This is a genomic window from Legionella bozemanae, from assembly GCF_900450575.1.
Taxonomy (GTDB): domain Bacteria; phylum Pseudomonadota; class Gammaproteobacteria; order Legionellales; family Legionellaceae; genus Legionella; species Legionella bozemanae.
This window is the reverse complement of the sequence record NZ_UGGY01000001.1, coordinates 1,069,945-1,082,484: the sequence shown is the minus strand read 5'-3', so window position 1 is coordinate 1,082,484 and position 12,540 is coordinate 1,069,945. Positions and strand designations below refer to the sequence as shown.

Sequence of the window (12,540 nt, the reverse complement as noted above, 5' to 3'; positions counted from 1 at the left end):
CATACGAATGAAAACCTTAATTATTCTGGATGTACAAAATGATTTTATGCCAGGTGGTTCTCTAGCAGTTCCGCAAGGGGACTCTATTGTTCCGATAATTAATCAGCTGCTGCCTAAGTTCGATTTGATTGTTGCTACTCAGGATTGGCATCCGCAAAATCATAAAAGTTTTGCTTCCAATCATCCTGGAAAAAAGCCTTTTGAAAAAATGATGTTACACGGAATAGAGCAAATATTATGGCCTGATCATTGTGTCCAAGGAACCTTGGGTGCAGAATTTTATCCCACCCTTGAAACAAGGCCTGTAGCTGCTATTTTTAGAAAAGCCATGAACCCTGAAATCGACAGTTACAGCGGTTTTTATGATAATGGCCATAAAAGAAATATTGGTTTAAGTGGTTATCTCCAGGAAAAAGGGATTACAGAGCTCTATTTTTGTGGTTTATGTGCTGATATTTGTGTTTACTTCACGATAAAAGATGCGCTTCAGGAAGGTTTCACATGCTATTTAATTGAAGATGCAACCAGACCTTTAAATGAAGATGATTTTAAAAAGATCAAAGCCGAACTTTTACATAAGGGCGTCAAATTCTTACAAAGTTATGAAATTTAATCATGACATGTAGAAAAGTAATATAGCCTGGGTGCAGCGCAGCGGAACCTGGAATTTCTATATTTAAATAAAACTTCTCAACCTGGGTTTTGCTTCGCTGCACCCAGGCTACATTACTGGAATAAAATAGAAAACACATAAGGATAGCTACATTCCGAAAATCAAAAAGCCTACGTTCCGCGCTTTATGCGCGGAATCCAGATCCGATCTTCATGCAACATCAACACAATATCCCTTGAATGGCCGCTGAAGCTGGAGCCCGCGGACACGCCGCGGGACGTAGGCAAGGTTATTACATATCAACTGAGCACTCCCTACAGGTGTGAAGCAACTTGCCCTCCAATTAGCTGTATCTCCGATTTTATCGCAGCAGAAACTCTCTCGCCAGGCAATACAATTCCTATTAAGTTCAAAGGATCCACAGATGAAATGGTTTGTGGCACCTCATCAAGCTCCTCATTTCGCATAGCTCGTAACGAATCCACAGCATAAGGTAATGCAAATTGTTCGCCTAAAAATCCATCAACAAAACGACCGCCACGCACTTCACCACGTAATTCAAGACGTCGTAAGAAAATCAGCAAATCTCGCCAACGTGGAATATTTTTTTCACGCGCGAGTAAATCACGAAATACAACACCGTAGCGTTTCAGCAACATCCAACATGCGGCTTCTACCCTTTTTTCATGATCAGCTTGCGCATGTACATGCAATAAAGACCAACGACCTGTACTGAGTGGAAACAGAGGTCTGCGCCAATGTCGACCGTGATATTTACGTTTTGTACTCATCAGGGTGCGTACATTATCAAAACTATCTGCGGTGACCATACCCGCTGCAACCAATTCCCATAAACCATTTTCCACTTCAACTTTTAAATTTCCTGTACCACGGACAATGTCTGCATAAAATGAAGCGCCGTATTTTTGTAAAAATTGATAAATATTACGTGCAGGATAGCTCAAACTATTCACTTCTTCGATATTATCCACTAGTGCATGCGGTGGGATCCAATCGGATTCTTCGCGGACAAAAAAGGTAATCGGCGCATTTCGAGTTGGTGATAGACGTCTTGATTTTTTCGCTTCTTCGCTTACAACTACAGCAGGATGAGGCGATACGCGTCCCCAGCCCACAAGACCGCTCATACACAGTTTATCGAGCATCAACAGATCATAATCGTGTACACGCGCAGGAAAAATATCAGACTCCCATGCATTTGCAGCGAGTTCAAAACCTTGCAGTTGCTTGATTACCTCTAACAACCCGCTCTCGCCGCGCATCTGATTTCCTTTTGCTACATGTTGCCACTTGAGTAGCCAGGCCATAAATTGTGCACGAGTCACGGGTTTGATTTGTTTGCGCAAAGATTCTGTAGTGTAACGATGAATACGTGCTAATAAACGACGTTCACACCACTCGGTTTCACCAATATACTCTGTCCGGAAATTTCCGCGCAATAGATAGCCACTGGCTTCCAATTTTAATAAAGCATGTTCCACATCCAGCGAAGGAAGTTGCAAACATTCAGTTAGTACCTTTTGGGTGACTGGGCCCGTATGCAAAAACCAACCACGTAAAGTGTTGAGAATGGCCTCATCTTGTGAGCTTGGTCCTTCCTCAACATTAATCATTTCATTAACAAATAGTGCTTGCGGAAAAATACTGTGAAAAGTCTTCTTTTTCTCTGCAGCTACATAATAATTCTTGCCTGCAACCGTAGCTAATGCCGCTCGCCCTTCTTGCTGTAATTCAATAAAATAGTGTTTCCACGCAGGCAAAGTAGCTTGATACTCTGACAATTGAACTGTTTCTGGAAAAACAATCACGGTGTGTAAGACGTCATGTAACTCATCTGCAGAACGAATATCTGGCCAGGCTTGTTCTTGAACCTCAGTCACTGCTTTGGGATCCAGTTTCCCCACTTCTTCCAACAGAGCCTCAGGGAGTACGCGCCGCATTTCAACTGCTCGCGATCGCCGTTCTTCCAAAGGAGCATCGTCCAAAAATGCATAGGGGTTGGCATTTAAAATTTCATGGGAAAATACGGAAGGAACTGGAGTATCTACTGCCAGACACGTAATGTGCTTGGATTCAATAGCATGGATCACTTCCGCGAAGCCATCGATGTCTAAAGCTTCAGTGAGAATATCTTTCATTGTCTCTTCGATAAGCGGATGCTCGGGCAATATGACATCACGTCCACCCAAATTATCCTGGCAAGCTGCCGCATCTGGAAAAACAGCAGCCAATAAATCATCTGCAAGCATACGTTGAATGTTTGGAGGCGTTTTTTTGCCGCCACGAAAACGTAATAATGACAAGGATCGTGCGGCCACTGCGCGAAATCGCACCCCTAATAAGGGAGATTGCAATACGGCTTGGATCAGAACCTCTTTTAACGTGTTTGTATGCAAAAAATGAAACACATCAGATAAAGGAAAACTATGTTGCTCTGCCAAAGCAATATTTAACCCGTTATCAGTAGCTGCAGCTTGTAATTCAAAATTAAATGATCGGCAAAATTTCTTGCGTAAAGCCAATCCCCAAGCCTTATTAATACGAGCACCAAAAGGTGCATGGATTATCAATTGCATGCCACCGCTTTCATCAAAGAAACGTTCAGCAATCACTGTTTTTTGTGTAGGAACCGCCCCCAGAATTTGTCGACCCAAACGGACATACTCCAGTAACTGCTCTGCAGCAGAATGATCCAGGCCGCAATGATTCATCAACCAGTCAATGGCTGCCTTAATTTCGGGGTAATGTTTTATATCAACAATTTGTGGACTTTTTTCTGGCAACAATTTGTCTATTTTTTCGCGCATCTGCGAAACCTGTAATGATAACTCAATGCTTCGCGCAGGCGCTTCCCCTAACCAAAAAGGTACGCTAGGCGGCGCACCATGTGCGTCTTCTACAAGCACGCGCCCATTTTCAATGCGCAGTATTTTCCAAGAGTTTGTCCCTAATAAAAAAATGTCGCCGCGATTACTTTCTACTGCAAAATCCTCATCCAAAGTACCTACCAGCGCATTGTCAGGCATTGCAATCACCGCAAACAATCCATTGTCTGGGATTGCTCCTCCACTTGTAATTGCGGCAAGACGGCTGCCACGTCGCGCTTTTATGATATGATTTACCTGATCTCTATGAATATACGCCCCATAACGTCCTCGCGAACTGGCAATTCCTTCTGATAACATCATAAGAATTTCGTCAAACTTTTCCCTCGTTAAATGCTGATAGGGATACGCGTTTTTAAAATAATGAAAGAGCGTGTCCTCTTCCCAATCCTGAGTAGCACACGCAGCCACAATTTGTTGTGCCAGAATATCCAGGGGCTCTTTGGGAATAATTAACTGATCCAAATCCCCTTCACGTATTGCATAAACCAATGCGGCACACTCTAACAACTCATCGCGTGTGGTCGCAAAAATGCGTCCTTTAGAAATTGCAGCATGCCAGTGTCCTGCTCGACCAATGCGCTGCAATGCTGTAGCAATGGCACGCGGCGATCCGATTTGACAAACCAGATCAATACTTCCTATATCAATTCCTAACTCTAAAGATGCGGTGGCAACTAATACTTGCAGCTCACCTCTTTTTAATTTTGTTTCTGCTGCAAGCCTTAGTTTTCGCGATAAACTTCCATGATGAGCTAAGACCTTGTGTTCGCCTAAACGCTGTTCTAAATGATGGGCAACCCGTTCTGCTAATTTTCGTGTATTAACAAATACCAAGGTAGAACGATTTTCCTGAGCATAAGCAGCAATTTTTTCATAAATTTCATCCCACATTTCATTGGAAGCAACAGCTGCTAGCTCGCTATCTGGCACTACAACCTGCAAATCAAGTTGGCGTGCATGTCCTATATTGACCAATTTTATTTTTGTTTTTTTAGCTCCTGTTAAGAAATGTGCCACTTTTTCCAAAGGTTTTTGGGTTGCTGATAATCCAATGCGAATAAATGGTTTTAAAGTAAGGGCTTCCAAACGCTCAAGAGATAAAGCTAAATGCGTCCCTCGTTTATTGTTTGCTAAAGCATGAATTTCATCAACGATCACTGTATGGATATTTGCCAAATTGATGCGACTTTTCTCAGCGGTTAATAAAATATAAAAGGATTCAGGTGTTGTAATTAAAATATGCGGCGGCTGTTTAAGCATTTTTCGGCGCTCGCCGGTGGGTGTATCTCCAGTTCGCACTGCCACCCGAATTTCTGGCAAATGTATACCGCGCGCCCTGGCTAACGTCGTAATTTCCTCCAGTGGCATGAGTAAGTTTTTTTGCACATCATTACTGAGTGCTTTGAGCGGTGAAACATACAAAACCTCAGTCATATCCTGTAAGTTTCCGGATACGGCTTTGCGCACCAACCCATCCAAGCACGCTAAAAATGCAGCCAGAGTTTTCCCTGAACCTGTTGGTGAAGAAATAAGCGTATCATTACCTGCTAAAATAAATGGCCACCCTTGCTCTTGGGGTTCAGTGGGTTGGCCTACTTTTTGGATAAACCAATGCTGTACGAGCGGATGGGCCCAGCTCAGGCTTTGATAATTTGGTGGGTTCATAAAATTAAATGATAATGATCAATTCAATACATAGTATAGGTGATATTACTCGGCTATAGACGCATCACATCGTTCTTTCTATTAAGTCTATAGGGGTTAACAATTCATCTCACTGTCTACGTTCCGGGAGGTTGGCTACGCATGATTGCTCAACATACCCTTAGTTATTTATTCAGCATCTATAAGAATTTGCTCAATTTCTCTATTTTTAAATACAACATACCGATGCAAACCGACTGCAATCACTTCTGGCGCTAACTCTTTCATTGCCTTCATTGCTTCTTGCTTTTGCTGTTCTGTACCGTCTTGTTTTTCAAAAACCTCAACATTTGCTAAAAAAGCAGCAATTGTGCCTTTTCTTACTATTTTGCCATTGATGGATGTGCTATCAACTCCATCAGGCAATATATCTTCAGGACGAATTGAATTATGATGCGCCATACTTTCTCCTTTTATTCTACGTAATCTCCAGCTGTTTTTATCATATCTTCAAATTCATGCCATTAGACATTCCAGGCTCATCAGATTTTGGCTGTTCTACAGCCATCTTTTGCCTTAACTCCTGCATTAATTTGGTTTGCTTGATAGCCCATAATGAAGATGAAGTATAAATTTTATTGTACTCGGAAATGATTTCCTTAACTTTTTCTTTTGATTGTTGTACTAGAGTAGAATCACCGTTCTCTTCATTTGTTTGCTTCATCAACTTTATTCCTACATCTAATGTTTCTTCGGCTCTTTTAAAATTGATGCCTTCATGCAAATATTTTTCTAACAGCAACACCACTCGTTCCTCTGTTGATTAAATAAATAATATGACGTACTTTAGCATTATTTGATCATTAATTAAAACCACCTTATCGTTTCTACTCGGAACAGGAAAAAATAAGTTGCAGTTCAAGCAAGATTTTCACAAAATTCTCGTATAGCCCTAATGCAGGGTCAGACCCTACATCGTTCATTACTTCAAGGTAAAAAATGATTATTATAGTTTGTGGAACTTCGTCTTCAGGAAAATCAACTCTTTGCCAAGAATTGCAAAACTTGCTTGATAACGGCTGGCTTAATTTTAGTACGGATGGGTATTTGGGTATGCTGGGTGACCAATTTGGGGGATTGCATCCTGATAATCCCAAAGTATGTATTCCTAATGACATTTGCTACGCACAAAAATATCCTGATGGGACTTATGAAATCATACCGGGCGCATTATGTTCAAAACTCTACTTAACTATACCAAGTGTCCTGAAACTTATCGCGGATCAAGGGTTCAATATTATCGTTGATTCTTTCATTACCACCATGGATGAATTTAAAAGTTACAAAGAGACATTGGAACAATATGGAATTTTATTTGTTTATCTTTATGCGTCTGCAGACGTAATTAATCAAAGAGAGGAAGCTCGAGGCGATCGATTAAAAGGATCAGCACTTCATTGGTTAAAACGATTTGATTTTCAGGATCACTGTGATTTGTGTGTTAATACCGAAGAAATGAGTATCCAACAAATTTGTGATGAAATTCTTCGTCTCAAAAGCCAGGCTACGAGATTATAATCTATAAATGTAGCCTGCGGAACCCAAGGTTTTCTGCAGAAGTAAGCCCTCTGAAGCTTTAGTTTCTCGAGGTACTCACGTACATATGGATAGTCCTGAACTTATAGCAGATATTATTTTTCAATTTTAAACCAAAACGATAATATATTAATCAATTCGTGATTTTATTTTGACTTCCTCTATCATTTTATAGTCTATTTGGATAAAATAAGCTAGATTTCTGCGATTTGCGGAAAATAAAAAAGAAATAAGATTTAGAGGGTGACTAAAATGGGGTTTAATTTTTTTAAAAAATACTATGACAAAGCGAACACTGCACTCGATGAGATAGCGACAAACAACCCGCGAATTTACAATACAGTTCGAAAGTTAATTGATGAATTAGCCAATGTAGAAAGATTAGCTAAGAATCGAGAGGAACCTCTTCATCCAGACATCCTTAATGCAGTGCAACAACTAAAAGCCCAATTAAATGAAACCAAAAGACAGTTTGATAACGATTTTAAAGAGGGGATCCCCCTGCTTCAATTTCAACGCCGCGTTCGAGATTTTGCTAATGATTGTCGCTCAGCAATCTATAGTTACGAGCCCACATTAATGGCTGCTCCTGGTATTTTGAACAAACTCAAGGCATACATCAATGCTTTTCTGGAACAGTATTTTGCAGTTGAGTCATATTTTAACACAGAGAAAAATGCTCTTGGATTGAAGACAGAGTTCAGTAAAAATTATAACAACAGAAAAAGGGAACTCACTCAAGAAGTTTTTCGAAGTGACGGCTCTGAGGATACTTGCGGTCTAGGACTCTTCTGATAAGAATAAATTCCAAACAGCTCCCGGGTTTCGCTATGATGTGCGCCCGGGACTCTATAAATCTTTCAATGTATTTCAAAAATCAATTCTTTGATCTTTATTTTTAAATTCTTATCCTAACCAATCAATGCTAATATTACTGAAAGAATAATAAAATTCAAAAGGATTTGCCTCATGCGTCAAGATGTATCGAAAATAACCATTGTCATTCAGCTCAACCAACTCATTAGGAGTTAATCTATGAGCAAAACGCTTCTCTTTACATCAGGATTAATTATTATTTGGATAGTTGGTTATTTGCTGATTGTAGGGAGTCATGTGCTAATTCCTTTTGTGATTGCGGTGTTTATTTGGCATCTTCTTAATACGATAAGCAACATCATTCAACAAATACCCAGGATAGGTGCCTTTTTGCCCAATTGGCTGAGCATGATTGTCGCTTTTGCAATAACGGTCGCGAGTACTTTCATTTTTATCAATATCATTACGGATAATGTCAATAATGTTATTGCAGCGTCCAGTCGCTACCAAGAAAATTTATTAAAAATTTTCAACAATATTGATCAAAAATTTAATATAAAAGTATTGACAAGCATGAATACCATAATCAAAAGCCTTAATCTCCAAACGATTTTTGTTAACGTGTATGGGGTGTTTACGACACTTGCTGGTTCTACGGTACTCATTTTCTTGTATGTTGTCTTTTTATTTGTTGAACAACATTTTTTTCTAAAAAAAATTGATGCCTTATTCCCTACTTTGGAGGGTCGCATGCTGATGAACAATATCATTAGCCATATCGTGAATAACACGCAGACTTACCTTGGCCTAAAATCCATTTTAAGTATAGGCACCGCAATTTCCAGTTGGATAATCATGAAGTGGGTAGGATTAGATTTTGCCGAATTTTGGGCGCTTCTTATCTTTTTTCTCAATTTTATTCCCAATATAGGCGCGATTATTGCCATTGCTTTTCCAACTGCTTTGGCAGCATTACAATTCACCAGTTGGATTCCTTTTATTGAAATTATTCTAGGCCTGGGAGCAATTCAATTTATCGTCGGGAACTTGATTGAACCACGCTACTTAAGTAACTCATTGAACTTAAGCCCATTAGTTATTTTAATCGCCTTAGCCGTTTGGGGAGCAATATGGGGAATATTGGGAATGTTCCTCTCAGTGCCAATTACGGTCATGATGATGATTATCTTTGCCCATTTTGAAAAAACCAGGCCTATTGCAATTCTTTTATCTCAAGATGGAGATGTCTTCAAAACTTATGAGTTGTTACCCATGGAAAATCTACCTGAGCAAGATTGGGTTCAATATTAAGGTCTATACTTTTTAAATAACTTCAACTCTAAGGACTTTAAAAAATGGATTTTATTAAAAAGACTATCGAATTGGCTAAAGAAAATGTAAAACAAGGAGGAAGACCCTTTGCCTGTTTAATCGTAGAAAATGGTGAAATCATTGCAGAGGGAACTAATCTGGTAGCTCAAACCAACGATCCTACTGCGCATGCAGAAATTGTGGCTATAAGAAAAGCTACTGCGACACTGCACACCGAACATCTTCTTAATTGTGAGTTCTATATTTTAGCTCATCCTTGTCCTATGTGTTTGGCCGCCATGTATTATTGCAGCCCGCGAAAGGTAACTTTTATTACTTTAAGAGATGATTATAAAAAATATTATATTGACGATCGCAAATATTTCACATTGGATAATTTTTATGATGAATTTGCTAAACCCTGGCAGAAAAGAAATTTGCCAATGACTTATCACACTCATCCCGAAGCAATCGAAATATATAAGCTTTGGCAAGAGCTCAATCACAAGAATAAAAGTTAGGATCAAAAAAATTGTAGCCTGGGGTAAAGAGGTGCCTCCGGAGCCAATGACAAAACATCCCGGGTTACGTTTCACTTCACCCAGGCTACAGTGATAAAAACCTCTTACTTTGTTTCCCAAAATGCAATATGAGCCCCTGTAGGATCTTTAATAATCGCAAAAAGCCCCATATCACCAGCATGGGTAACGCCTTTTATTTCTTGAGCTCCATTTTGTTTTGCTTTTGCTAGAGTATCTGCCACATCATTCACTAAAATATAAGCCATCCAATGGGGTGGAATTTCATTTTGTTGATTTGTAGGGATTTGCCATATACCTGCAAATTCCTTATCGTTGGCATGAATCAGTGTGTATGTCATTTCACCAGAATGTATTTCTTTAAATTGCCAACCTAATACTTTACTGTAAAATTCTTTAGCTTTTTTCACATCCGCAGTGGCTAATTCGTTCCAACAGAATTGATTCATAGAACTTTGTGACATGATAATCTCCTTATTTATTTTGGGTTTTTGAATAATAGCCCATAATTCCAAGAGATGTTAGCAAAATGTGCGACTATTAAAAAATTCATTAATAATCAATAAACTGTAATAATTTAGGAGGTAACTCTGTCCGTCTTGGGACGGAACTTAACGATACAAATAGGTTTTAACCTCTAATGGACGCTATTTCCTGCAACAATAGACCCAGAAGAATAATTTTTAAGTTGTAAATAAAATATTTCATTTCCAGATAATTCTGTGGTCATGGTCATAATTTTATTCCTTAAAAATTATAATGTTATAGCTCGGTAAGCATTTTAGAGCCCATGTCGTTGATTTGGATTCCAATTTTTATAAAAAGATTCCAGTTCCTCTGGCATAGGGTGTTCCTTTTTATGATTTTCCAGATACGCTTCCAAGCCTTCTTGTTCAATTTCTATTCCATCTTGAAGTAATGTATTTAAAATTTCGTCAAGCATACTAATTTCGTCTTCCGTACGCTCTTTTAATTGGATTTTATCATGAACTAATTGTACTGCTTGCAGTAAAACTTCATCGGGACAATCCTTCTTTTTAGCCAGTGAAATTAAAAAATCTATTTCTGAAACTCGTTCAGGATTGCGAAATAACACCATAAGCCCCCTTATGTAACTATTTTTTTTATAGTGCTCATCGTATTTTTTTTCATATTCTGTTTTTAAACTTAAAAGGGCTTGGCGAAGAGCGCTAGGGCTTCCCATAGTAGTTTCCGCATCGTCAATACGTTCACGAGATGCGGAGCGTTCCGCCTGGGTTGTATGAGAGCTAAGAATCTTCTGCGTGCTGGCGCTATGCCCCCCTTTATCAACTTTTTTAGCAGAATCCAATTTTTTCATTTTATCTTTTTCTCCTGATTTAACCCCTTTATATGTTTAATTATAGACAACATGATTTAATTTAAATTAGATCACGGACTTACAGGAAAGCCCCTGTACGTAGGATTAGATCAAGAAATGAAAGAAAGTGCGCACCACCAAGTTGTTTATTGTGACTAATTAAAGCTCAATAGACGATAAATATCTTGAGGAACCTCATCCTGATTTTGCAATTGTTTTTGATACGCATTATTGAATTGATAAGCCACATAAACAAGCGTAAAACCCACCGCAAGTGGCCACGACGCTACAGCTGCAGTGATAATAAATGCAATTCCACCCACATTGAATGCCAAACTTTTCCAAAATTCACAATAATTTTTATTGCACTCTTCATTAAGTTTTCTTATGAGTTGGTGATGATGCTCATTATCCAGAATGTTACCATTTGTCACTTCACGTCGCACAGCAATAGAAGATTTCTGATATTTTTTATATTCTTCCGATGTGTTATACAATGCATTACCCAGCATACTAAATAATGCAAGTCCGGCTAAAGCAAGGGGCCCGGTGCATAATAGACTGATTGCAAAAGAGGTGGCAATTATATTTGCTCCCAAAACGTTAATTGCAAAATAAGTACATTGAGCGTCCCATTCGTCGTTTAATACATCAATCTGGCGCTGAATAATTGCTTGTTCGAACACTGTTGCTTTTTTTAATTGCTCCTGCAATTCATGCATACGATCATGATATTGACACGCTTCAAAAATCCATTGAGCTAAAAGCAAAAGCGTATCAAACGTCAAAAAAGCAAGCGTAATGAGTGGAATAGCTGTCTCAGCAATATGAAAAAAATTATTATATGTCGTCAATAAACCAACTACCGCCCAAACCAAGTCATTGGCCATCGTAAAGCCACGCTTTTCCATTTCTTGCTTCAGCACTTTTCTTACTGATAATTCATCGCTTATTGCCGACTCGACAATATGTTTGATCATCAATATTAAATTGATGAAAAAGCGAAGTGCATAGAGCGAAATACCCAAATCCGTAATGGCTTCTCGTGATTTGGTTAAAAAATTAATACCTTCGATAAAACTGTATTGATTGCCAAGTACCTTATTAATCTCTTGAATCAATTCAGAAATAGAACTCTTTTGCAGATAAATAATTGCATAATTTGCTAAACCACGGCTGTAGGAAAATTGGGAACGCTTGGTATTTATAGTACCAATATATTGGCGCAGCTTGGAAATGCTGGTAAACGAAGACAGGCACCCCTGGGTATTCATCCGTAATTCCTCTCGCATAAACTCAGAGAAGCCTTCAATTGATTTTTGTTTTTCTTGTACGTGCCCTATTTTATAAAATTCTTCTATTTTTTTGCGACATTGTCTTAATTTTTCTAAATCAGAACCCACATAATCCAGTTCATAATAAGAAATCAGCAAATCGCACAAAAAGTGCAGGTAAAGTACTATGGGGTTATCTTCTGCCCAATTCGATTTATTGGATATAATCACTTGATATAAAGACGAAAACTCATATTTTAATTGGTCTAAACGAAATTCTTCTTCTTTAAAAGAAAAATCGTTTTTTTTAAATGAATTGTTAAAAAAAGCATGTTTTATGAGACCAATTTTTGATTTTCCCATAAAAAACTCATTGAGATGAATTGAGAGAAATTACTGAAATTGTACTATGGATTATCAATAACAGATTAACACAATAGTGTTAATTTTCTGCAAAAAAATAGTTAAAAACAGAAAAAATGCTCAAAATCAAAAACCA

11 protein-coding genes are annotated in these 12,540 nt (G+C 38.5%); 5 read left to right on the top strand and 6 right to left on the bottom strand.

Annotated elements, in window-relative coordinates; translation table 11 throughout:
* The first annotated feature begins 7 nt into the window (after positions 1–7).
* A complete protein-coding gene (pncA, locus tag DY223_RS04580; RefSeq protein WP_058460562.1) occupies positions 8–613 on the top strand; it encodes a bifunctional nicotinamidase/pyrazinamidase in 606 nt (201 codons plus the stop codon).
* Positions 614–927: 314 nt separating this feature from the next.
* Here the strand turns inward: pncA and DY223_RS04575 are convergent, their stop codons facing one another.
* The 3 genes from DY223_RS04575 to DY223_RS04565 form a co-directional block, all read right to left on the bottom strand.
* A complete protein-coding gene (locus tag DY223_RS04575) occupies positions 928–5,187 on the bottom strand; it encodes a DEAD/DEAH box helicase (protein ID WP_058460302.1) in 4,260 nt (1,419 codons plus the stop codon).
* Between the two features lie 168 nt (positions 5,188–5,355).
* Entirely contained in the window at positions 5,356–5,628 is a 273-nt protein-coding gene (locus tag DY223_RS04570) for a hypothetical protein (protein ID WP_058460301.1), read from the bottom strand.
* Positions 5,629–5,668: 40 nt separating this feature from the next.
* Entirely contained in the window at positions 5,669–5,971 is a 303-nt protein-coding gene (locus tag DY223_RS04565; protein WP_058460300.1) for a hypothetical protein, read from the bottom strand.
* A 194-nt stretch (positions 5,972–6,165) separates the two neighbouring features.
* On the opposite strand from DY223_RS04565, the gene DY223_RS04560 reads away from it, so the two are divergent.
* The 4 genes from DY223_RS04560 to DY223_RS04545 all read left to right on the top strand — a co-directional run bounded on the left by DY223_RS04560 (position 6,166) and on the right by DY223_RS04545 (position 9,410).
* Complete coding sequence (locus DY223_RS04560) at positions 6,166–6,744, top strand: phosphotransferase-like protein (RefSeq protein ID WP_058460299.1); 579 nt, start codon at positions 6,166–6,168, stop codon at positions 6,742–6,744.
* A 270-nt stretch (positions 6,745–7,014) separates the two neighbouring features.
* On the top strand, positions 7,015–7,557 hold the full coding sequence (locus DY223_RS04555; RefSeq protein WP_058460298.1) for a hypothetical protein: 543 nt from the start codon (positions 7,015–7,017) through the stop codon (positions 7,555–7,557).
* Between the two features lie 240 nt (positions 7,558–7,797).
* On the top strand, positions 7,798–8,889 hold the full coding sequence (locus tag DY223_RS04550; RefSeq protein ID WP_058460297.1) for an AI-2E family transporter: 1,092 nt from the start codon (positions 7,798–7,800) through the stop codon (positions 8,887–8,889).
* A 44-nt stretch (positions 8,890–8,933) separates the two neighbouring features.
* Entirely contained in the window at positions 8,934–9,410 is a 477-nt protein-coding gene (locus DY223_RS04545) for a nucleoside deaminase (RefSeq protein WP_058460296.1), read from the top strand.
* Positions 9,411–9,514: 104 nt separating this feature from the next.
* Here the strand turns inward: DY223_RS04545 and DY223_RS04540 are convergent, their stop codons facing one another.
* The 3 genes from DY223_RS04540 to DY223_RS04530 all read right to left on the bottom strand — a co-directional run bounded on the left by DY223_RS04540 (position 9,515) and on the right by DY223_RS04530 (position 12,404).
* Positions 9,515–9,892 carry a VOC family protein gene (locus DY223_RS04540; RefSeq protein ID WP_058460295.1) on the bottom strand — a complete coding sequence of 126 codons (378 nt, stop codon included), beginning with the start codon at positions 9,890–9,892 and terminating at the stop codon, positions 9,515–9,517.
* A 317-nt stretch (positions 9,893–10,209) separates the two neighbouring features.
* Complete coding sequence (locus DY223_RS04535; RefSeq protein WP_058460294.1) at positions 10,210–10,767, bottom strand: hypothetical protein; 558 nt, start codon at positions 10,765–10,767, stop codon at positions 10,210–10,212.
* 155 nt (positions 10,768–10,922) lie between these two features.
* A complete protein-coding gene (locus tag DY223_RS04530) occupies positions 10,923–12,404 on the bottom strand; it encodes a hypothetical protein (RefSeq protein WP_058460293.1) in 1,482 nt (493 codons plus the stop codon).
* Positions 12,405–12,540: the final 136 nt, after the last annotated feature.